17 protein-coding genes are annotated in these 22,690 nt (G+C 35.7%); 15 read left to right on the forward strand and 2 right to left on the reverse strand.

The genetic code is table 11. The features are described from left to right. Nucleotides 1–132: 132 nt before the first annotated feature. Nucleotides 133–2,472, forward strand: a complete 2,340-nt coding sequence (locus H4K33_RS10160; protein WP_182648539.1) for an outer membrane beta-barrel family protein — start codon at nt 133–135, stop codon at nt 2,470–2,472. A 149-nt stretch (nt 2,473–2,621) separates the two neighbouring features. Continuing rightward, nucleotides 2,622–3,035 carry a c-type cytochrome gene (locus H4K33_RS10165; protein WP_182648541.1) on the forward strand — a complete coding sequence of 138 codons (414 nt, stop codon included), beginning with the start codon at nt 2,622–2,624 and terminating at the stop codon, nt 3,033–3,035. Between the two features lie 76 nt (nt 3,036–3,111). Here H4K33_RS10165 and H4K33_RS10170 read toward each other — a convergent pair whose 3' ends face one another. Both H4K33_RS10170 and H4K33_RS10175 read right to left on the reverse strand, forming a co-directional pair. Further along, a complete protein-coding gene (locus tag H4K33_RS10170; protein WP_182648543.1) occupies nt 3,112–3,903 on the reverse strand; it encodes a hypothetical protein in 792 nt (263 codons plus the stop codon). 130 nt (nt 3,904–4,033) lie between these two features. Next, complete coding sequence (locus tag H4K33_RS10175; protein ID WP_182648545.1) at nt 4,034–4,891, reverse strand: alpha/beta hydrolase; 858 nt, start codon at nt 4,889–4,891, stop codon at nt 4,034–4,036. 269 nt (nt 4,892–5,160) lie between these two features. On the opposite strand from H4K33_RS10175, the gene H4K33_RS10180 reads away from it, so the two are divergent. The 13 genes from H4K33_RS10180 to H4K33_RS10240 all read left to right on the forward strand — a co-directional run bounded on the left by H4K33_RS10180 (nt 5,161) and on the right by H4K33_RS10240 (nt 21,774). After that, nucleotides 5,161–6,762 carry a fumarate hydratase gene (locus H4K33_RS10180; protein WP_182648547.1) on the forward strand — a complete coding sequence of 534 codons (1,602 nt, stop codon included), beginning with the start codon at nt 5,161–5,163 and terminating at the stop codon, nt 6,760–6,762. A 156-nt stretch (nt 6,763–6,918) separates the two neighbouring features. After that, the gene (locus tag H4K33_RS10185) at nt 6,919–7,659 is read left to right on the forward strand and encodes an SDR family NAD(P)-dependent oxidoreductase (RefSeq protein WP_182648549.1); all 741 of its coding nucleotides are present in this window, start codon (nt 6,919–6,921) and stop codon (nt 7,657–7,659) included. A gap of 91 nt (nt 7,660–7,750) precedes the next feature. After that, nucleotides 7,751–8,791 carry a 23S rRNA (adenine(2503)-C(2))-methyltransferase RlmN gene (gene rlmN / locus H4K33_RS10190; protein WP_182648551.1) on the forward strand — a complete coding sequence of 347 codons (1,041 nt, stop codon included), beginning with the start codon at nt 7,751–7,753 and terminating at the stop codon, nt 8,789–8,791. A 99-nt stretch (nt 8,792–8,890) separates the two neighbouring features. Beyond that, nucleotides 8,891–9,871, forward strand: a complete 981-nt coding sequence (locus tag H4K33_RS10195; protein WP_182648554.1) for a polyprenyl synthetase family protein — start codon at nt 8,891–8,893, stop codon at nt 9,869–9,871. A 653-nt stretch (nt 9,872–10,524) separates the two neighbouring features. Continuing rightward, the gene (locus H4K33_RS10200) at nt 10,525–11,097 is read left to right on the forward strand and encodes an RNA polymerase sigma factor (protein WP_182648556.1); all 573 of its coding nucleotides are present in this window, start codon (nt 10,525–10,527) and stop codon (nt 11,095–11,097) included. Beyond that, complete coding sequence (locus tag H4K33_RS10205) at nt 11,079–11,702, forward strand: hypothetical protein (protein WP_182648558.1); 624 nt, start codon at nt 11,079–11,081, stop codon at nt 11,700–11,702. Before H4K33_RS10200 ends, H4K33_RS10205 begins: the two co-directional genes overlap by 19 nt. Continuing rightward, nucleotides 11,692–12,840 (forward strand): hypothetical protein, encoded by a 1,149-nt coding sequence (locus tag H4K33_RS10210; protein ID WP_182648560.1) that lies wholly within the window; start codon nt 11,692–11,694, stop codon nt 12,838–12,840. The genes H4K33_RS10205 and H4K33_RS10210 overlap by 11 nt, the downstream gene beginning before the upstream one ends. 12 nt (nt 12,841–12,852) lie before the next feature. Continuing rightward, on the forward strand, nt 12,853–14,055 hold the full coding sequence (locus tag H4K33_RS10215; RefSeq protein ID WP_182648562.1) for a hypothetical protein: 1,203 nt from the start codon (nt 12,853–12,855) through the stop codon (nt 14,053–14,055). A gap of 73 nt (nt 14,056–14,128) precedes the next feature. Beyond that, nucleotides 14,129–16,102, forward strand: coding sequence for a DNA primase (gene dnaG / locus H4K33_RS10220; RefSeq protein WP_182648565.1), 1,974 nt, complete (start codon nt 14,129–14,131; stop codon nt 16,100–16,102). Between the two features lie 505 nt (nt 16,103–16,607). Beyond that, on the forward strand, nt 16,608–18,017 hold the full coding sequence (gene aspA / locus H4K33_RS10225) for an aspartate ammonia-lyase (protein WP_182648567.1): 1,410 nt from the start codon (nt 16,608–16,610) through the stop codon (nt 18,015–18,017). A gap of 19 nt (nt 18,018–18,036) precedes the next feature. After that, the gene (locus H4K33_RS10230) at nt 18,037–19,107 is read left to right on the forward strand and encodes a type II asparaginase (protein WP_182648569.1); all 1,071 of its coding nucleotides are present in this window, start codon (nt 18,037–18,039) and stop codon (nt 19,105–19,107) included. 116 nt (nt 19,108–19,223) lie between these two features. After that, nucleotides 19,224–20,576 (forward strand): anaerobic C4-dicarboxylate transporter family protein, encoded by a 1,353-nt coding sequence (locus H4K33_RS10235; RefSeq protein ID WP_182648571.1) that lies wholly within the window; start codon nt 19,224–19,226, stop codon nt 20,574–20,576. Between the two features lie 25 nt (nt 20,577–20,601). Beyond that, nucleotides 20,602–21,774, forward strand: coding sequence for a porin (locus tag H4K33_RS10240; RefSeq protein ID WP_182648573.1), 1,173 nt, complete (start codon nt 20,602–20,604; stop codon nt 21,772–21,774). Nucleotides 21,775–22,690: the final 916 nt, after the last annotated feature.

Genomic DNA, 22,690 nt, shown 5'->3' on the forward strand with positions numbered 1-22,690 from the left:
TCTTTTTTGTTTCTGTAGTACAGGAGGTTAATGTTTGATAATTAGTGCTTTAAGGTATGGTTTGATCAACGTTTTAAATTGTAAATAAAGTATTTCGTTGTAAATTAGTTTAATACATCACAACTAATTCAGATGAAGTATTACTTTGTAATTATCACTTTGTTTTTTTCCTTGATTGGCTACGCCCAACATCAACTCTCAGGTCAGTTAATCACTTCTAATGGAGGGTGTGTTTCTTATGGAGTTGTGGAATTATACCAAGGAGATAGCCTCATCCAAAGAGTCTTTACCGATGAACAAGGCTATTTTGTAATCAAATCTATAGTTCCAGAGTCGTATACTCTATATGTGAGTTCTATTTATTTTAAAACCGCTGTACAAACAGTTTTAGTCGATCAAGATTTAGTGTTACTTCCTTTAATTTTGCAGGATGATCCTCAACAATTGGAAGAACTTGTTATAGAAACTAAGCAGAAACCTATCACACAAACAGATGAAGGCATTTTACTTCGCGTATCTGAAACGCGGTTAAAAAATCAACCTGATGTTCTTTCGATTTTAAATTATGCACCCAATATCTCCACAACAGATGGAATTAAAATATTAGAAAGTGATGAAATCTTAGTCCAAGTCGATGGTAAAGATATAAGGATAGATAAAAGCCGAATAGCTACTTTTTTAGAAACTTTAAATCCAAGTATTATTGATGAAATTGAAATAGTCGATCGTGTGGATGGAAGTATAGAAGGAGAAAAGCGGGGAATAATCAGAATTACCACGATTCAAAACGAAGGCTGGACAGGAAATATACGCCAAAACACCTCATATAACGATAAATGGGGGTATTCGACGGATGCGAGTTTATTTTATGAGCGTCAAAAATTTAGAGTTTTTGGAAATTATTATCACGCAAGACATAAAACGTTTGCACAAGCAAAAGGAGTTTTAGAAGAGAATATCGAGACACTTCACTACGCTAATACAGAAAAAAGTAAGGTGAATAGAAAGAGTGATTATTTGACAATAGGAGCAGATTATCAATTGGATGAAAACAGTAGTTTTAGTCTGTTGTATCTTTTTGAAGATGATAAAGATGATGATCACCAACGAACAGTTCTTTCTACAATTACGGGACCTACATTAGCTTCTGATTCTCTAATTCTATCTCGAACATTTTTTGATCAAGTAAATAAGATGCATTCTTCTTCTTTATCCTATACAAGTAATTTAGATACGTTAGGGTCAAAATTTACAGTGGCTTTTGACTTTGCAACGAAAAAGTACTTCAATCCTTTTGCACAACAAAATGAATACCAAAAAGCACAAGTAATCACAAGAGAGCAAAATACTCAAAATGCTAAAGCAAGAAATGTTATCTATGTGCTAAATGCACAATGGCAGAAGAAGTATACTAACCAAAAAACACTAACCTTAGGAACTCGAGTTTCGTGGATAAATAACAAAGACTACTTTCATTTTGTAGAATCAACCCAAAGTAACTGGAGTGAAGAAATGGATTTTTCTAACAATTTTTGCTTGAAAGAATACATATATTCCACTTTTGCCAATCTTTCTCTTCCCATGGCGAAAAAGTCAAAACTCACCGTTGGAATCAGAGCAGAATATAACTATAACGATTTTAGCACTTCTGCTGAGAAGGGAAATAACAATAACTTTAGAGTACTACCTAACCTGAATTATAATACTACATTTGATGGTAGCCCTTTTTACATTTCAGCCTCTCAACGGTTGTCAAGACCAAGCTATGCGCTATTTAATACCACTTATGTCAAAGATAGTCCTATAAGTGCTTCCAGAGGAAATGATAAATTAAAACCTACGGATATTTATAGTCTCCAAATGGGGTATCGATTAAGAAATAATATATCCTTGAATTGGCGGTATAATTATGTAAAGAATAACATTGTAATTCTGCCTTCAAATGTTAAGGGGATTGTAGTTACTAACCCAATAAATGCGGGTTATCGAAATGATTTATTTGCCTTTATTTCTTGGCCTTATACAATCGCTAATTGGTGGGAAATTTCAACTAAAGCTACAGGTGCATATTTGAATTTTAAATTGCCAGATCAGAAGTTCTCCTCATTGTATGCAAATCTTAATATAAACAACACATGGCATCTCTTTCGTGATATGGAATTAAATGTTGATTATTCTTACACTTCAGCTTATCGAGTTCTATATACAAAGATTAAACAAGTTAGTACTGTCAATTGCACGGTATACTATCCTTTATCTCCTTCATTTAGCTTGATATTTGGGGTAAATGATCTATTTGATTCTTTGCAATCACGTCATGAATACAATATTAATGATTTATATAGTTATACAGATCAACGGTATAATTCTAGAAGTTATTTTTTATCCATCAAATATAATTTTAACAGAGGAAAGGAAGTAGAGGAAGACATTAGAAGCATGGAAATTGAAGAAGTGAAAGGTAGGTATTAAGTTAATAGGGATACTAAATGCTCGTGTTTTTTTAATGTAAGTAAAAGGGAGATAGATGTCGTTTTTTTACATGAATTGGAGTGATTTGTGAAAGAGGCAACCCAAATTGTTTTTGTACATTTGATACAACAAAAAAAAACAAACAACCTATGCGTAACTACCTACTTAAAACCATACCGTTTTTTGCTGCAGTTCTTTTAGTATCATGTGGTAAAAAAGAAGAAAAACCAACGATGCCGGAACCTGTATATGAATCTGAGCGTGGTGGTGCAACAGAAATGAGCCAAGCAGAGAAAATTGCCTTGGGAAAACAAATTTTTGAAGGAAAAGGAACCTGTGCTTCTTGCCATATTGCAGATAAAAAAGTAATTGGTCCGAGTGTTAGAGAAATTATTGAGATTTACGATAAACACGATGTGAGTCTAATTTCCTTTTTAAAAGGACAAGAAGAAGCCATCGTGGATCCTGCACAATTTATTATTATGCAGGCAAACTTAGAGATTACTAAGAAATTTAGTGATGCTGAGTTAGAGGCTTTGGAAGCCTACATGCGTAGCATGTAAGTATCCTTTTTTATACGTTATTGTCATCTAAATAAAAAGCTTGAGTACAGATTCGGTACTCAAGCTTTTTCATTGGTTAGATATGCTTTTTGATTTGATCGATTTTAATACCTCGATTCGAAGAGTAAACGACTTTGTTATTCTTCTTCACCATAACATAAGGAACAGCTTTATTCTTTAAATTGTAGTTGGGAACTAAGTGTTTGATCAATACTTCTGAGGTAAATACATCCCAAGGGTTCTCAAGTGACCCAAAGTTTTTATAAGCACTGCCTTCTGTGTAATTTTTCAAATTAGCAGCCGAACTAATGTACAAGGCGGTGAAAGGAATATTTTTATAAGCAGGATCAGTTGCTAACTGATTAAGCGCTGGATAGGCTTGCATGCATGGACCACAATTTGTAGAAGTTATGATAAACACTCCATCTCTTGCCAAAAGATCCTCCAATTCATGCGTTTGACCTGCGAAAGTAGTAAATTGAGTTACCTCTGTTGCAAGAGGCGTTGAAGCTACCTTTTCTGTTGGTTGGGTATTGTCAAAAGATATGGTCCCGTCTACTTCAATTACAATCTCTCTATTGTCTTCATCTATAATCGTTACCCGATTGTGAACCCCTGTAAGATCATAAGAAAAAATTTGGTAGTACACACCAAATTGATCTCCACTACCTTTTCGGAGTAAATTGGAGTCGATGTATTTGAGCTTGTCTTTAGAAGCCATTTTCATTGTGCTTTTAAAGGCCTGTAGCTCTTCTGAGGATAAGTTTTCAAGTAACAAAGGAAAATGTTCTTTGATGTAGTTGTCTTTTTGCTTCTGCCCCAAGGCTAAGGTTGTGCCTAGTAAGAACAAGAGTAATGTTTTTTTCATGGTTTGATTGGATTATACGTATTGTATAGTATAATCCAATCAATGTGCCATGACTAATCTATTTGTTACTCGGTTGTATTTCAGCTAAATGCGTATTGTTTAATACGAAAAGTGTCCGAAAGTGAACGATTTATTGTTCGCTTTTATGATGGAATTTCTTTTTCAACGCATTTAAAGTCGCTTGATGTAAAACTGTAGCATGTACTTCATCTTCCATATAGTCAAAATGAGAGTGAATCAGTGGATTTGCTTGTAGCATGTGGTAAAAACGCTTGGCTTCGTCAAACATCATTTGATCTTCCGCTTCATTAGGAACGCCAACATAAACGTTTACAGGATTTTTTATTTTTTTCAATAAACAAGCCGTTGTCTCGTCTAACAGTTGCTCTTCACCCCACCATAAACTCGGACTAACAATGATGTAATTCGTAAAGATCAGGGGGTGTTTGGTCAACAGATAGGCAGACATTAGCCCTGCCATAGATTCCCCTACAACTGTTCGTTCATCTGTAGTGGGATAATGTTGATTGATATAGGGAATTAACTCTCCTTCTAAAAAGGCAGCATAGGGTTCTGCTCCTCCATATTGTGTAAAGTAGTCTCTACTGAACCCTACTTTATCTAAAAAATCAATATTTGGCACAGCAAAGGTAAAGTCTCTTCGACGATTGACGTTTTCAATCCCTACCACAATAGCTTCAGGAAAGCGATTGATCCAAGGTTGTGAACTCACGCGGAAAATCCCCGCTAAGTGAACAAAATCCTCTTCTACTCCACCATCTAAAATGTAGACTACAGGATACTTAATTGTGTCATTGGGTTGGTAATAGGGAGGTAGGTAAATATTAATCGTTCTCGTTTCGTTTAGGATATTCGATTCTAAAGTAATCGATTCGCCAATTGATATTTTTTGTGCTTCTTTTTGTCCAAATGCTACAAAAGCAAGTAAGAAAAAAGCAGCAGTAAGCACTTTGTTTAAAACTGTCATAGGTTATAAATTAATAATTTCAAATGTAACTAAAATGTCAGGGAGAACGGTGTTTAAACCTGAAAAAGAATAGATAATTTGAAGCAAAACAAAGTTGAGGGAAGTTCAACTTGTTTGAATTAGAACCTGTTTTTTAGGTAAAAAAAGGCAAAAAAGAAAAAGGAGCATCGATGAAAACCCTAGTAGTGACGGGTTATTTAGAAGCATTCTAATATTATTTGATTAGTATAATTCGTAATTTTATCCTTCAAAAATAAACGAACAATCTAATGGACTTTATATATCAAGATCCGTATCCCATTCAAAAGGACGATACGAAGTATAAAAAAATTTCTTCTGATTTTGTAAAAATCGAAAAAGTAGGCGATCGCGAAATCTTAGTTGTTGATCCAAAGGCTTTAGAAGTTTTGTCTGAAGCAGCAATGACAGACGTTTCTTTCATGTTGAGAACGGCTCACTTAGAAAGTTTAAAAGCAATCTTAGACGATCCTGAGGCAACGGATAACGATCGTTTTGTGGCATATAATTTATTGCAAAATGCAGTTGTAGCTATAGACGGACAATTACCTTCTTGTCAAGATACAGGAACAGCAATTGTTGTAGCCAAAAAAGGAGAAAATGTTTATACGGGATCCAATGATGCAGAGTCGTTATCTAAAGGTATTTTTAATACGTACCAAAAGAAGAATTTACGATACTCTCAGATTGTACCCATCAGTATGTTTGAAGAGAAAAATTCAGGATCAAATTTACCTGCACAGATCGATATTTACGCTACACAAGGTCAAAAATATGAATTCTTATTTTTGGCAAAAGGTGGTGGATCTGCCAATAAGACGTTCTTGTACCAAAAGACAAAATCTTTGTTGAATGATAAAAACTTAACAGAGTTTATCAAAGACAAAATCATGGACCTAGGTACTTCAGCTTGCCCTCCCTACCACTTAGCTTTAGTGATTGGTGGTACATCGGCAGAAGCTAACCTTGCGGCAGTGAAAAAAGCATCTGCAGGATATTACGATAACTTACCTACTTCTGGTAATATGGGGGGACAAGCATTCCGCGATATTGAATGGGAGAAAAAGTTACAATTAATTTGCCAAGAGTCTCATATTGGAGCACAATTTGGTGGTAAATATTTTACCCATGACGTACGTGTAATTCGCTTACCTCGTCACGCAGCTTCTTGTCCTGTAGGATTAGGTGTTTCATGTTCTGCAGACCGCAACATCAAAGCGAAAATTACAGCAGAAGGACTATTCATTGAACAGTTGGAAGAAAATCCAGCGCGTTTATTGCCTGCAGTAGCTCCTCACTTGGAAGAGCCTGTGGTAATTGACTTAGATAAACCAATGAAAGAACAATTGGCAGAATTGACTAAGCATCCAATAAAAACACGTGTAATGTTAAATGGAACAGTTATCGTTGCTCGCGATATTGCACATGCGAAGATTCAAGAGATGTTAGACAATGGCGAAGCGATGCCAGAATATTTCAAAAATCACCCTGTTTACTACGCCGGACCAGCAAAAACCCCAGAGGGAATGCCTTCAGGAAGTTTTGGACCAACTACAGCAGGACGTATGGACCCTTATGTAGACTCCTTCCAAGCTGTTGGCGGAAGCATGATTATGCTAGCCAAAGGAAACCGTTCGCAAGCGGTAACAGATGCTTGTAAAAAACACGGTGGATTCTATTTAGGATCAATCGGTGGACCTGCAGCAATCTTAGCAAAAGAGAATATCTTGAGCGTTGAGGTCGTTGATTTCCCAGAGTTGGGAATGGAAGCGGTTCGCAAAATCGTGGTAAAAGATTTCCCTGCTTTTATTATCACAGATGATAAAGGAAATGATTTCTTCCAAAATTTGTAAAATAGACAAATAACTCAATAACGAGAAAAAGCTGTCTTACTTCGGTAAGGCAGTTTTTTTTTGCCTTTGAAAATTAAAACTCTGTTAATTAAATCATTGGAAACCAGTATTCTCAATTACAATGCGTAACTTAATAGGAACTAAAAAACAATAAATATGAAAATATTAGAAAATAAAGTTGCGATTGTTACTGGAGGAGCTTCAGGAATTGGAAAAGCCATTGTTGAATTATTTGTCAAAGAAGGAGCAAAAGTGGTAATTGCGGATTTGAATGAAGAATTGGGAAATAAATTGGCAACTAGTCTAGGTGCGAATACACACTTTGTAAAATCAAATGCAGCTTTACCCGCAGACAATGAAACGTTAGTTGCAGAAACGCTAAAGAAATTTGGCAAATTAGATGTTGCAGTGAATAACGCGGGAATTGGTGGAGCAAGTGCTCCTACAGGAGAATATGATATTGATGAATGGAAAAAAGTGACGTCAATTAATTTAGATGGCGTGTTTTATGGCATGCGCTATCAAATTCCAGCAATGTTGAAAAATGGAAAGGGAAGTATTATTAATATGGCATCTATTTTAGGACAAGTTGGCTTTGCGGGCTCTTCGGCCTATGTTGCTGCTAAACACGGTGTAGTAGGATTAACAAAATCTGCAGGTTGGGAATACGGTACGCAAGGTATTCGCGTCAATGCTGTCGGTCCTGGTTTTATCGAAACCCCATTGCTAACATCGATGGATCCCAAGGTCAAGCATTTCTTAGAATCTCAACACGCTATGCAGCGCTTGGGGACATCAGAAGAAGTAGCAGAGTTGGTACTTTGGCTAGCATCCGATAAAGCTTCATTTGCAACAGGAGGTTATTATCCCATTGAAGGAGGTTATTTAGCAAAATAAATAGGGAGGATTTAGTTGTTTCGACTAAATCCTTTTTTTATATCTAAAATTGAGATGGCAATTATTCGACTAAAAAAAGTAAATTTGCAGCATGCAATTAGAGAAAAAAGACATACGTAGTTTATCAAAAGAACAATTGAGAGATTTTTTTGTTTCTCAAGGGGATAAATCATTTAGAGGGAATCAGGTGTACGAGTGGTTATGGAGTAAAGGTGCTCATTCTTTTGAGGATATGAGCAATCTATCTAAAGCTACCCGTCAAATGTTGGAAGATCATTTTGTGATTAATCACATTCGCGTTGATAATATGCAAATTAGTTCGGATGGAACAATCAAAAACGGGGTAAAATTACACGACGGATTGATTGTGGAATCTGTTTTGATCCCGACCGAAACCCGTACTACGGCTTGTGTCTCTTCTCAAGTTGGTTGTAGTTTAGATTGTGAGTTTTGCGCTACAGCAAAATTGAAACGCATGCGAAATTTAAATCCAGACGAAATATATGATCAGGTCTTAACTATTGATCAACAAAGCCGACAAAATCACGGTCGTCCTTTGTCAAATATCGTTTTCATGGGGATGGGTGAACCGTTGATGAACTACAACAACGTGCAAGCTGCAATTGATAAGATCACCTCAGAAGAAGGTTTGGGAATGTCACCAAAACGCATTACCGTTTCTACATCTGGAATTCCAAAAATGATTCGAAAACTAGCAGATGATCAAGTAAAATTCAAACTAGCTGTTTCACTGCATTCTGCTATTGAAGAAACGCGTAATCGCATTATGCCTTTCTCTAAGAGTTTTCCACTGACAGACTTAAGAGATGCACTACAATATTGGTATAGCAAAACAAAAAGTAGAATTACGTTTGAATATGTTGTTTGGAGAGGTATTAACGATGACAAAGCATCTATTGATGCGTTGGTAAAGTTCTGTAAGCAAATGCCGAGTAAAGTTAATCTAATTGAATACAACCCCATTGATGATGGAGAATTCCAACAAGCAGATGACCAAGCCATCAATAATTACATTAAAGCCTTAGAAAGCAATGATATCACAGTGGTGGTTAGACGCAGTCGCGGAAAAGATATCGATGCCGCTTGCGGGCAATTAGCCAATAAATCATAACAAAAGTGAAATCAAATCAAGGCAAACTGTCTTTTTTTGTTAACTAGATATTGTGTATAGTTGTGTACTATGACATAAAATGTCATAAATTTGTTTATAATGAATATTGTACAGCAAATACAGGAACCAATTAAGGTTGAAATGGAGCTTTTTGAAAAGAAGTTCCACAAATCCATGGCTACCAAAGTAGCCTTACTAAATCGAATTACGTATTACATTGTAAACCGCAAAGGAAAACAAATGCGACCGATGTTTGTTTTTCTCGTTGCGAAGATGGTCTGTGAAAACGGAGTCAATGAACGCACATATCGAGGAGCATCGGTTATCGAATTGATTCATACCGCTACCTTGGTTCACGATGATGTAGTGGATGACAGCAATAAACGCCGAGGGTTCTTCTCTTTAAATGCCCTGTGGAAAAATAAAATCGCCGTTTTAGTTGGCGATTATCTACTCTCTAAAGGACTTTTACTCTCTATTGACAACGGAGATTTTGATTTGTTGCGTATTATTTCAGTAGCTGTACGTGAAATGAGCGAAGGAGAATTACTGCAAATCGAAAAAGCCCGTCGCTTGGATATTACAGAAGAGGTTTATTATGAAATTATCCGTCAAAAAACAGCTACTCTTATTGCTGCTTGTTGTTCTCTAGGTGCTGCTTCTGTACAACCTGATAATACCGAACTCATTGAGAAAATGCGCAAATTCGGTGAAGTTATCGGTATGGCTTTTCAAATTAAGGACGACTTGTTTGACTACACCGATGGCCCTATCGGTAAACCAACTGGTATCGATATCAAAGAGCAAAAAATGACCTTGCCTCTAATTTACGCACTCAATACCGCTACAAAAGAAAAAAGAAAATGGCTCATTAACTCCGTAAAAAACCACAATGAAGACAAGCGTCGAGTAAAAGAGGTGATTGATTACGTCAAAGAAGTGGGTGGATTAACCTATGCAAGTCAAAAAATGATCGACTATCAACAAGAAGCCTTGTTGATACTTGAGGATTTCCCATCTTCTCCTTTTAAAGAAGCATTAATCACGATGGTTAATTATGTAATTGAGCGAAAAAAATAAAATAAAATTAAATCGAAAACCAACCTTTGTTGGATCGTTGCGTCTACTAGAACAAAGATTCTATTTCCAGAACATTTGAAGAGGTCGAAGCAATAGAAAAGTGAATTATTTCGCAGATATTGTTTCCTATATAGACAGGATATTGGCTTAAAAGTAAATAAAATAAAGCCGTATTAACATTCAAATAGAAAAATAGTCGTTTGAATTTTGGAAATTTACCTAGAATTGGCGTATATTACATCAAGTCTAACCAACGAAGAGTAAAAGAAAGATTATAAATCAGTTATTCAAACTGAAGGTAATTCGTAACCTAATGAACGAAGAATTTTTTCCGTTGGTTCCGTTAGCGTAACCAACTCATTTTAAATTGTACAGAGAGCCCCATATAAGGGGCTCTCTTGTTTTTATGTTAGGATGAAATCAAAGCTTTATTTTCTAAATAAAAAAAAGTAATTTTCTTTCCAACCTTTTTCAACTTTCTTGCGTCTATGTAATAGATCAACCAATACATCAACCATTATGAAAGGATTATTACTACTTATCGTTAGTTTGTTGCAAATCATCTGGGCATTTGTCTCTCTTGTTTTATCTTAAATTATAGAAAAGCTGATTTTGTAAATTATATTTTTTGAAATTAGCAAAGCCAAATTCAAATGAAATTGATACGACTATATCCTAAAAAAGTAGAAGACTACATTGATGATCTCCGAAAGGAGAAGCGAACGGCCCAACAAGAGGTATACCAGCTGTTGTCGGGTAAGATGTTGAGCGTCTGTAGACAATACATCAAAGATATTCACTATGCCGAAGATGTTATGGTTTCTGCTTTTATGAAAGTGTTTACAAGAATGGATAAATACGATAATAAGGGAAGTTTCGAAGGTTGGATTCGTCGCATCATGGTAAATGAATCCATTTCTTTTTTACGAGCGCAAAAGCAGTTAACGTATTTTGATGAGCAGTGGATGAACCCAGCTGAAGAAATTGAAGCGTACGACTGTGATCTTTCACTCGAAGATATTCAACGCCTGATTGATCAACTCCCCGATGGGTGTAAAACAATTTTCAATCTCTATGTCGTTGAGGGATATAAACATCAAGAAATTGCAAAAATGCTTCAAGTGACAGAAGGAACATCTAAGTCGCAATTAGCGCAAGCGCGAAAACTGTTACAACAACAATTAGGAACTTTAAAAAATCAAGGAGTATGGAATGGCGTAAAATAGAACAGGAGTGGAAAGATAGATTGGACGAGAGAACCATAGTTCCTTCAACCAAGGCATGGGATAAATTGGCCAACCAGTTAGATCGTCAAGAAAAGAAAACCCAAAAAAGAAGCTACTATAAGTGGATGAGTATCGCTGCTTGTTTGGTTGTTGGGGGTATTTTAGGGCTGCTTTTCTTAAAGACAGAACCTATACTACAACCCATTCCTACTGATTTTTCTGTAGAAGAACACTATGTGGTGACAGAGAAAGAACAGATAAAAGAAGAGTCAAGTAATTCAAAGGCTAACCAAAGAGAGGAAGAGGCAATACCCCTGAAAAAAACACAACGTCTTGTTCTGAAACAAGAAGTACTTGAATTGGCAGAACGCGGAATGGAAGTGAAGATTCCAGTACAAGCAGAACGCGAAATGACAGACTCAGTGGGGCTCAAAGAACAATGGAAAAACAGTGAACCATCGAGAGTTATTGTGAATAGCACTAATCTTCTCCAACAAGTAGAAGGAGAAATCGAGGTAGAGTATAGAGATACGAAAATGAAAAAAATCATAGAATTTACGAAGAAGGCAGTCGTAGATATATCAGATAGTAGATATGAGAAATAAGATAAAATACACTATAGCTTGTTTAGCACTTTTGGGCATAACCACTGGTTATGCGCAAATAAGAATAGAACGAGAAGGACAAACGATAGAGGAGAAAGAAAAACTTTCAAAAGCAACGGATCAATCGCTGAAAAAATTTGATTATAAAGTAAGTCGTATCGCCGTTGATATACAAAATGCAACGGTTAAAGAAAAAGAACAATTGCGCATTCGTGTGGATTCGATCAATAATCTCATTGATGCGAACAGCATGACCGAAGCAGAAGGCCAAGTTTTAAAAAACAAATTTGCCCAAGAGGCCTCTACTCGAATAGAAAGTGAAGCGACGCGTATGCAAGATAGTCTAACCCAAGCTATTCAAAATCAGGTAAATTATGCTATGAAAAGCGGTGAATATCTCAAAGTAGCAGATACGACTAAAAGAGTAGCAACCATCTTGCTTGGAAAATCATTTGATAGCCAAGGGAAAGAAGTAAAACTAACTAGCGAAAAGCGAACAAGCTTGCGTTTCGGATTCATATATGGAATAAGCAATGTCGCAACAGAGGGAGCTTTTGCCAATTCAGAGATGCGTTACATCCCATCTAATTTTGTGCAAGGAGGAATTTTCTTGAAGACCCGATTGATGAAAAACGATAATGCTTGGTATTTGCGCTATGGGATTGGATGGCAATTTAGTAACTTGAAATCAACAGGGCACCGCTATTTTACAGTCGAAAATGGTGAAACAATCTTAGTTCATCACGAAAAAAACTTAACTAAATCTCGTCTATATGTTCGCAGCGTTCAATTTCCTGCTTTCCTGGAATTTGATTTGAGCAAACCCAAAGTGGATGAGAAAACAGGCAAAAAATACTTTATCAGTGAAGATTCTTGGCGATTTGGAATCGGAGGTTTTGTCAATATTATTGCAAAAGACAGTAAAGGACATCAAATATACCGCTATCAAGAAGATGGAATTCAGTACCGCGTAAATGAAAAAGGAGATTTAGGATTTAATAAGGTGCGTTATGGCGTAGGTGCTTTTGTCGCCTATGGTTCCTGGGGTATACACTTTCAGTATGAATTAACGCCTCTGTTTAAAAACAACAGTGTAAAACAAAATATGTGGTCGTTGGGAATACGCACAGATATCTAAAAACAAGTAACCATGAATAAAATAATTCAAATTCAATTGATATTGCTTTTCATGCTTTTTGGAGTAAGCGGAAGTATCTATGCACAATCCAAAGTATTGAAAGGGACTGTCATGGATAGCCAATCAAAAATGGGAATTGAAGGAGTTGTTATTAGCTCCTCAGATGGAAAAAGTTTTACGTTGACAAATGACGAAGGTGATTTTGAATTAACAATTGACGATCAGGTAAAAATGCTATGGTTTAGTCAGTTAAATTATCAAACCAAAGAGGTGAGTACAGCTTCTACGATGTTAATTGAACTCGATTTGATCAATAAAGATTTAGAAGAAATTGTCATGTTTTCTAAATCGTTAGATGTTGTATTTAAGCCCGCTTTACAAAAAGTAGAAAATTTAGTTGAAAAAGGAGATTTGTATCGTACATATTCAAGAGAATTTAATATGGTCAATGGTACGTTGAGTAATGTTGCGGATGGATTAGTCGATTACTACATTGAAAAACCAACAAAAACACCAAAAATAGAAGTAGAACAAAATAGAGTTTTCTATTCTATAAAAGATAGTGAAGATGCCTCTTTAGAAGAAGTATTCAATACAATTGGGCTAGGAGATATCAGAGAATTTCTTGTCAATGATGGTAGTATTAGTAAAATAAAAAAAATTTTAGAAGAACTTGATAGCTATGACTTTGTAACTAGAAAGAAGGTCGGACTCAATGGAGAAGAAACAATTGTCGTTGAGTTTGAACCAAAAGAAAATTTAAAAGGATGGAAATATTATGAAGGCTATGTTGTTTTTACAGCAGATCAACAATACTTGCTAGAATATAAACTACGGTTATCTAAATCTTATGAGAAAAATCGAAAAGTGCATAATTTTCTGATTTTAAAGGCTTATTTTAATGACTGGCTATGGCAAGGGGTTTATCGCAAACAAGGAGAACATTATACTTTGTTCTATAAAGTGGCTCAGATTGATGTTCAGTTTATACGAAAAAAATGGGGGAGTCATAGGGTTAATATTTTAAGAGAGGTACAGGTTAATGAAGTTGAGAAAAACGTAGAAATTCCCAAAATAATGAAGTATAGAAATAGGAGTCTTTTTTCTTTGAAAAGCAATTATCAAACGGAATTTTGGAAAAATAGAAATATCCGATTACTTACAACAAAAGAAGAAGCAGTCCTTCGAGCGCTAGAAGAAAGAAGTCAACCCTAATCATATACCAAGAAAAAAGAAGTTGTTTTACGAAGCAACTTCTTTTTTTATCTTTGTGGATCAAATGTAAACTATGATTTCCAAAAATACCATTGATACCGTTTTCGATACTGCTCGTGTAGAGGAGGTTATTGGCGATTTCGTCAATTTAAAGAAAGCAGGAGCAAACTATAGAGGATTGAGTCCTTTCGTCAACGAAAAGACACCGTCTTTTATGGTATCTCCAGTCAAGCAAATTTGGAAAGACTTTAGTTCAGGCAAAGGAGGAAATGCCATTACCTTCTTGATGGAGCATGAACATTTTTCTTATCCCGAAGCCATCCGTTATCTCGCAAAGAAATACGGCATCGAAATTGAAGAAACCGAACAAACTGACGCAGAAAAAGAACAGCTGAATGAGAAAGAAAGTATGTTTATCGTTTCGGAATTTGCTAAGAGCTATTTTGAAGATATCTTAACCAATTCGGAAGAAGGAAGAGCTATCGGATTATCGTATTTTAAAGAAAGAGGATTTACTACCGATACAATTAAAGCCTTCGGATTGGGATATTCTCCCGATAAGTGGGATGCCTTCACTGAAGAAGCCCTTAAAAAAGGATACTCGCTAGATTATTTAGAAAAAACAGGCTTAACGATTGTTAAAGAAGACAAGCGATTCGATCGTTTTAAGGGACGCGTTATGTTTCCTATTCAAAGTATGTCTGGTCGTGTTTTGGGATTTGGAGGACGTATTCTTACGAATGATAAAAAAGCAGCGAAGTACCTCAATTCACCCGAAAGTGATATTTACCACAAAAGTAAGGTGCTTTATGGAATCTCACATGCGAAACAAGAAATTGCCAAAAAAGACAACTGTTTTTTGGTAGAAGGCTATACTGATGTTATTCAAATGCATCAAACAGGAGTGAAAAACGTTGTTGCCTCTTCGGGTACTGCTTTGACTCCAGATCAAATCCGACTAATTAGTCGACTAACACAAAATATTACCATGCTTTTTGATGGTGATGCTGCGGGAATTAGAGCGTCTTTTCGCGGAGTAGATTTAATTCTTGAAGCGGGGATGAATGTGCGTATTTGCCCGTTACCCGATGGAGAAGATCCCGATAGCTTCGCTCGCAAGCATACCTTAGAAGAACTAGAAGCCTACTTCGAAAGTAACTCAACCGACTTTATTCGCTTTAAAGCGAATGCGCTAATGGAAGATTCCAAAGGAGATCCCATAAAAAAAGCAGAGATTATTCGCGACATGGTGACGAGTATTTCCAAAATACCCGATCCTATTAAAAAAGAAATCTATATCCAGGAGTGTTCTCGTATTATGGATATCTCAGAGGAAGTGATCTTTAGCTCTCTCGCGCAAATCAACAAAAAAGAAGTAGCCGAAGCCAATAAGAAGTTTGTTCAAGAGCACAAACAAATGGAGGTGGTTCACGTAGAAAAGAAAGAAGAAGTCTCTGTTGATGCTTTATTTCTTTTGGAACAGCGTATTATAGAAATTTTGTTGCTTTACGGCAATGAAGAAGAACAATTCGTTGAACTCGTTTTTGAAACGAATGAAGACGATGAGATAGTTGAGGTCGAACACAAAATCGTGCAAAAGGTATACGAAAGAATTTATTTGAGTTTACAAGAAGACGAAGTGCAGCTAACTAACCCTGTTTTCAAGCAATTGTATGCAGATATCATGAATTACTATCACAACAATACATGGAGTTTGGAAGATTATCTCAAGCGATTAGATAGCGAATTATCCGGACAAGTGACCAGTATACTCATGGAAGAAGAAAAAGAAAGTCTTCACAAGTGGGAAACGCAAAACATATTTGTTAAGCAGAAGAAGGATGGAATTGCACAATACACTACAGAAACGATTTTAACCTTACGCATGCATTTGGTTAATTCAATTATTGAAAAGTATAAAAGTAAATTAGGAGGTGTGGAACAAGAGCGCGCATTCGAAATACTCGGAATTATTATTGATTATTCAACGTTAATGAATACGTTTTCTAAACGACTAGGTCAAGTGACAACGCGATTTAGATTATAAGATAAACCTCATTTTTTTAAATGAGGTTTTTTTGGGGCTATTTTTCACAGCATGCGAACAAATTGGATCAAAAATAAATCGTGTAAGGGCCTTGTTTTCGCATTAAGCTTCTATTTTGTGTGTGCTGTGTTAAGTGAAAGAATTCAAATATTACTAAATTATGATTTCTTTAAAATACGGAGGGCAATCAGTCAAATTAATAATATTTTTTTATATATTTGATTAGTTATTTTTTGGTTTTTTAAGATATTATATGAAATGACGAAGATGACTTGTGTATTTTTTAAATAATATCACTTTTGTTAATATGATTGGGGTTGTTTTGTTGTGATTTATTTAATAAAATGAAAGGGATCTCTTTAATATATGGAAAATATTTCAAATAAAGAGGGGGCTTTTATCATATTCTGATTTTTTTTCTAGCATTATTTTTGAAGTATAAAAACAAAACAAAACGCAAGTATAGTATAGACAAGCGTAAACGATAAATAAAAATTTTAAGCATATGAAAGATACAAGAAGAGAACACGACTTTTTAGGTGAATTAGATATTCCTAATGATAAATATTACGGTATTCAAACATTCCGAGCAGTTGAAAATTTTAATATTACGGGTATTACCTTAAATCACGAAAAAGGTTTGATTAAAGCCTTAGGTGAAGTAAAAAAAGCAGCAGCTTTAGCCAATAAAGATTGTGGTGTATTAGATCCAAAGATTGCAGATGCAATTTGCTTTGCTTGTGACCAAGTAATTGCCGGAAAATACGACGATCAATTTGTGAGTGATTTAATTCAAGGTGGAGCGGGTACTTCTGTAAACATGAATGCAAATGAAGTAATTGCCAATGTTGCATTAGAGCACTTAGGACATAAAAAAGGAGAGTATCAATTTGTACACCCAAATAACCATGTAAACTGTTCTCAATCAACTAATGATGCATATCCAACTGCATTTCGATTGGCTTTATACTATAAATTAGAAGGATTCTGTCAAATTATAGCAGCGCTACAAAAAGCATTTGCTGCAAAAGGAGAACAATTCAAAAGTGTTCTTAAAATGGGACGCACCCAGTTGCAAGATGCTGTTCCAATGACCTTAGGTCAAGAATTTCACGCTTTTTCCACCACAGTTGGTGAGGATTTATTGCGTTTACGTGAAGCACAACGCCTAATCTTAGAAGTGAATATGGGAGCAACTGCAATTGGAACAAAAGTAAATGCACCCGAAGCTTATCCTGAATTATGTGTGCAATATCTAGCGAAAGAAACAGGATTACCTTTAGTATTATCACCAGATTTAATTGAAGCAACAAGTGACACAGGTGCCTATGTTCAAATCATGGGAACAATAAAACGCGCTGCAATTAAAATTTCAAAAATATGTAATGATTTACGTTTGTTGAGCTCAGGTCCTCGTACAGGATTCAATGAGATCAACCTCCCTGCTCGTCAGCCAGGATCTTCTATTATGCCAGGAAAAGTTAATCCTGTTATTCCTGAGGTAGTCAATCAAACTTGTTTCTATGTAATTGGACAAGATTTAACACTGACCATGGCAGCAGAAGCAGGACAATTGCAATTAAACGTAATGGAACCTGTTATTGGATTTGCATTATTTACGTCACTTGAGTATTTAGGTAATAGTTTAAACACTTTAATCGAAAAATGTATCGTTGGTATTACTGCAAATGAAGAACATTGTGCAAATTTAGTGATGAATAGTATTGGTATTGTTACACAGTTAAACCCAATTTTAGGATATGAAGCTTGTGCAAGTGTAGCAGGAGAAGCCCTCTTATCAGGAAAAAGTGTACACCAAATTGTTGTTGAAGAAAGAAAATTAATCACACAACAAAAATGGGATGAGGTTTATTCACTTGAGAATTTGATTAACCCCAAATTAATTGTATCCTAAACTAAAATCACATCATAATATGAAAAAGATCCTAAGTGTGTTTGTTGTTTGTTTACTTGTTTTTCAGGTTCAAGCGCAAACTAAAAAAAATAGTCAAGCAGAAAAAGATTTACCCCGTGTTATTATACTAGCAACGGGAGGTACAATCGCTGGAGCAGGTGAGTCTTCAACAAAGGCTGCTTATACTGCTGGTAAAGTACCAATTGATGATTTGTTAAATGCAGTTCCGCAAATGCACAACATTGCCAAAATTAAAGGAGAGCAAATTGCACAAATCGGAAGTCAAGATATGAATGTGGATACTTGGTTAAAATTGAGTAACCGCATCAATGAAATTTTCGAGAAAAACGAAGCGGATGGTGTTGTTGTAACGCATGGAACTGATACCCAAGAAGAGACAGCGTATTTCTTAGAATTAACCGTTAAGTCTGTAAAACCAGTAGTTTTAGTAGGAGCGATGAGACCTTCTACAGCCATGAGCCAAGATGGTAATCGTAATCTATTAGATGCGGTTATGGTTGCTGCTTCTCCGAACAGTAAAGATGTAGGTGTTGTTACAGCAATGAATGAAGAAGTTTATGCAGCAAGAGATGTAACAAAAACCGTTACAACGAATATTGCAACGTTTAAGTCGAGAAATTTTGGTCCGATCGGATTGATCTATGATGGTAAAGTGAACTACTACTACAAAACACTGCGTTCACCAGAACAAAAATTTGATGTAAAGGGCCTAACTAAATTACCTCAAGTAGAAATTGTATACGGTTATGCAGATGCAAGTCCAAGAGCAGTTAACGCTGCAATTGACGAAGGTGTAAAAGGAATCGTATATGCAGGAATGGGAAATGGAAACTTCAATGCTCCAGTTGGAGAAGCTTTAGAAAAAGCAGCTAAAAAGGGAATTGCAGTTTGTAGATCCGCTCGTGCAGGTTCAGGAAGAGTAACGCTATTTAATGAGGTAGACGATAAAGCACTAGGATTTGTTGTTGCAGATGATTTAAATCCGCAGAAAGCACGTGTATTATTGATGTTAGCTTTAACGAAAACGAGCAATCAACAAGAATTACAAGATATATTCTTTAAGTATTAAATCCTGTTGAGTACATCAGAAGGAATAAATGAAATGGGGAGCGTATGGAACAAGTTTTTTTGTTCGCTCCCTTTTTTGTACCTGATGATGAGCTTGATGACCTTAAATAAAATGCTATGTTATTGATTCAGTTTGCAATTTTAATTGCTATGATATTAATCGGTTCCCAAATGAAGGGAATTGGTTTAGGTGTGATGGGCATGGTCGGATTACTTGTTTTTGTCTTTGTTTTTAATATGAAACCAGGTGATCCTCCCATTGATGTAATGTTAGTGATTATGGCTATTGTAACCACAGCAGCAACCTTACAAGCGTGTGGGGGATTAGATTATCTCGTGCGCTTAGCAGAGAAAGTGATTCGCAGTAACCCTTCTAATATTGTTTTTATTGCTCCTTTTACTGTGTATTTCTTCTGTTTGTTTGCAGGAACCGCACACTTGTTATACTCTTTGTTACCTATTATTGCTGAGGTAGCAACCAAAAAGAGAATTAGACCTGAACGTCCATTAAGTGTATCTGTGATCGCCTCTCACTTAGCGATTACCGGAAGTCCAATGAGTGCTGCTACTGCTGCATTTGCAGGAGCAAGTATCTTAGCTTACCCAGGAGCGTTAATTGACATTATGAAAATTTGTATTCCTGCTTGTTTAATCGGAATATTAATTACTTGTTTAGTTGTATTGCGAAAAGGAAAAGAACTAAAGGATGATCCCATCTTCTTAGAAAAAATGAAAGATCCTGAATTCGCAAAAAGTTTAGATGCAGATGAAGATGCTTGTGGAAACCAAATTCCTTTGAAAAAAGGAGCTAAAGTATCAGTCGTTATTTTTGCTATTGCCGTACTATTGATTGTTGTTGCAGGGGCTTTCCCTCATTTACTTCCTCAATTTGAACCAGGTGAAGCTAGTTTGGTTGTAAAAGCAAATGGAGAATTACAAATGGTTAGTGTAATTAGTATGATCACACTGACAGCTTCAGCATTGATGATGTTGATCACTAAAACAAGCGCGATAAGTGTAACTAAAGTAAGCTTGTTTTCGTCGATGGCAACTGCAGTTGTATCCGTTTTCGGAGTAGTTTGGATGAGTGCTACTTTTATGGCGCATAACGAAGTTGCAATTAAAGGCTTTTTAAGTGAAGTTGTCTCTTTATACCCTTGGACATTTGCTATCGCTGTATTTATTCTCGGTGCCTTAATGTTCAGTCAAGCTGCAACAACCAAAACGATGATGCCTTTAGGTATGGCTTTAGGTGTTTCTAACCCCGCTTTGATCGCTATTTTTCCCGCGGTAAACTCTGATTTCGTGTTGCCAGGTTATCCAACCTTATTAGCCGCAATCAATTTCGATCGAACAGGAAGTACTAAAATTGGAAAATTTGTGGTGAACCACAGTTTTATGATTCCCGGATTAGTTGCCATTACAGTTGCGATAGCTGCTGGTTTCTTACTCGGTTCAGTCTTACTGTAACGTGAACCCCTTAAATATTTGAGCTATGAAAAAAATAATATTGTTTATCGCATTAGTTGTGCAAGTAGGAATGTTTGCGCAAGAAACACAAACAAGTAATGATACGATCTCTAAACCTTTACTGCCTGTAGAGAAAATAGATTTGTTGAAAAACGTGGATATGATTTTTAATATGCGTTTTGCCAATGATAACTTTTTTCACGATGGTAAATTTCAAGAGTCATCCTTTAGTAATAATCAATTTAGATTAGAAATTAAAGGGAAAATTCACGAGAAAGTTTACTTTAGATTCAGAGATCGCTATACCAAAAGTACAGATCCTGGCAGTCGTGACAATATTAGCAGATCAACCGATATGGCATTTATTGGTGTGGCCTTATCTCCGAAGACACAATTAAACCTTGGTAAGATGAGTGCAGATTGGGGAGGATTTGAATTTGACCTAAATCCAATCGATATCTTGGAGTATAACGATATCCTTGAATATGCAGATAACTTCCTTACAGGAGTTGGACTTACACATCAAGTGTCGCAAAATCACTCTTTTGGTTTGCAAGTACTCAATTCACGTGTCTCAGATTTCGAAGACGTATATAAAGGACAAATGCCTGAAGGAATTGAAAAAGCAAAAGCTCCAATGGCCATTGTAACAAATTGGAGAGGTAGTTTTTTTGGTGGAAAATTTGAAACCATCTATAGTTATAGCTATTTTCAAGAAGCAAAGAATAGAGGAATGAACTACTATTCCCTTGGAAATAAATACCAAGATGGACGTTTTAAATTGATGTATGACTTTAAATACAGTAATGAAGGATTAGATCGAAAAGGAATTATCACGGGAATGATTCCTGGAGATAATGTCGCGGCACAACAAAACGTATCTTATTTGGAAAACTGGATTAAGGCAGAATACCTAATTACACCTAAAGTAAATGTTACCCTTACTTTAATGAACAATAACGCTTATGCGAAAAATTTAGTTTCAGAAAATAGCGGGGTAAGTCATATACGATCTAGCTATGGATTTATTCCAACAGTAGAATATTTACCATTTAAAAATATGAATATTCGTTTCTATGCTTCTTATGTAGGTAGATATTATAATTATTCAAGCTACGCTAAAGAACACCTAGGACAAGAAAACTACAATACAGGTAGATTAAGCGTTGGATTTATCGCCCCATTGTTGATTTTCTAACGACTATAGTTCGATGTCGATACAAAAAAAGGAGAGCATTGCTCTCCTTTTTTATTTTTTGTTGTTTGTCGTTCGTCGTTGGTTGTAAAAGATTATCGTTTAAAGAAAGGGCTTTCTATTTCTAGACAATCTACCGATACCTCATAACAGATCAGTGATAACTCCCAACAAACAACAAACAACCGACAAAAAACAAAAAATCTAAGATAACCTTAAATAAGAGTTTAGTGTAGCTTATCTCCGAGGTGTCTTAATGGTGAATCATTGATGAGTCCATAGTGCGTGTATTAAAACAGCTATTTTAATGGACGCACTATGGACTCACCATGGACGCACTATGGACTCACCCCTTATAAAACATAAACATATCTCGTTCTACTATAAGTACAGTTAATTGATTCTATTTTCTCTTTATATAATAGGTGTAATTTTCTTTTGCTTGATACAGTAAACAATGAACAACAAACAACGAGAATCTTCTCAACGAACAACAAACAACAAACGACGAACAAAAATTATAAGTCTACCGATTACAGATAACAGATAACCAATCACTGAATATTCCTAAATAAGGACGATTGTTTTTTCAACGAGAATCTTCTCAACGAACAACAAACAACAAACGACGAACAAAAATTATAAGTCTACCGATTACAGATAACTGAATATTCCTAAATAAGGACGGTTGTTTTTCAACGAGAATCTTCTCAACAAAAAACAAACGACAAACAACCAACAAAAACTTTCACATCTAACACCCGTACTACAAGCGAGTTGCAAAAAACTTTAAAAATACTTTAAAAAAAAGGTTTAGAATAATTTGGAAGTGGCGAAAAAGGTACTACTTTTGCATCCGCATTAAACAAGCAGACGTTCATAGAAAAGCACAGAAAAAGACTTAAGATTGTTTCAAAAA

It is taken from the genome of Myroides sp. WP-1, assembly GCF_014145635.1.
Taxonomy (GTDB): Bacteria; Bacteroidota; Bacteroidia; order Flavobacteriales; family Flavobacteriaceae; genus Flavobacterium.

What these genes read in the sequence shown, in the direction of transcription:
- H4K33_RS10160 (WP_182648539.1), top strand. Translation starts at nt 133, where the DNA reads ATGAAGTATTACTTTGTAATTATCACTTTGTTTTTTTCCTTGATTGGC.
- H4K33_RS10165 (WP_182648541.1), top strand. Translation starts at nt 2,622, where the DNA reads ATGCGTAACTACCTACTTAAAACCATACCGTTTTTTGCTGCAGTTCTT.
- H4K33_RS10170 (WP_182648543.1), bottom strand. Translation starts at nt 3,903, where the DNA reads ATGAAAAAAACATTACTCTTGTTCTTACTAGGCACAACCTTAGCCTTG.
- H4K33_RS10175 (WP_182648545.1), bottom strand. Translation starts at nt 4,891, where the DNA reads ATGACAGTTTTAAACAAAGTGCTTACTGCTGCTTTTTTCTTACTTGCT.
- H4K33_RS10180 (WP_182648547.1), top strand. Translation starts at nt 5,161, where the DNA reads ATGGACTTTATATATCAAGATCCGTATCCCATTCAAAAGGACGATACG.
- H4K33_RS10185 (WP_182648549.1), top strand. Translation starts at nt 6,919, where the DNA reads ATGAAAATATTAGAAAATAAAGTTGCGATTGTTACTGGAGGAGCTTCA.
- rlmN (WP_182648551.1), top strand. Translation starts at nt 7,751, where the DNA reads ATGCAATTAGAGAAAAAAGACATACGTAGTTTATCAAAAGAACAATTG.
- H4K33_RS10195 (WP_182648554.1), top strand. Translation starts at nt 8,891, where the DNA reads ATGAATATTGTACAGCAAATACAGGAACCAATTAAGGTTGAAATGGAG.
- H4K33_RS10200 (WP_182648556.1), top strand. Translation starts at nt 10,525, where the DNA reads ATGAAATTGATACGACTATATCCTAAAAAAGTAGAAGACTACATTGAT.
- H4K33_RS10205 (WP_182648558.1), top strand. Translation starts at nt 11,079, where the DNA reads ATGGAATGGCGTAAAATAGAACAGGAGTGGAAAGATAGATTGGACGAG.
- H4K33_RS10210 (WP_182648560.1), top strand. Translation starts at nt 11,692, where the DNA reads ATGAGAAATAAGATAAAATACACTATAGCTTGTTTAGCACTTTTGGGC.
- H4K33_RS10215 (WP_182648562.1), top strand. Translation starts at nt 12,853, where the DNA reads ATGAATAAAATAATTCAAATTCAATTGATATTGCTTTTCATGCTTTTT.
- dnaG (WP_182648565.1), top strand. Translation starts at nt 14,129, where the DNA reads ATGATTTCCAAAAATACCATTGATACCGTTTTCGATACTGCTCGTGTA.
- aspA (WP_182648567.1), top strand. Translation starts at nt 16,608, where the DNA reads ATGAAAGATACAAGAAGAGAACACGACTTTTTAGGTGAATTAGATATT.
- H4K33_RS10230 (WP_182648569.1), top strand. Translation starts at nt 18,037, where the DNA reads ATGAAAAAGATCCTAAGTGTGTTTGTTGTTTGTTTACTTGTTTTTCAG.
- H4K33_RS10235 (WP_182648571.1), top strand. Translation starts at nt 19,224, where the DNA reads ATGTTATTGATTCAGTTTGCAATTTTAATTGCTATGATATTAATCGGT.
- H4K33_RS10240 (WP_182648573.1), top strand. Translation starts at nt 20,602, where the DNA reads ATGAAAAAAATAATATTGTTTATCGCATTAGTTGTGCAAGTAGGAATG.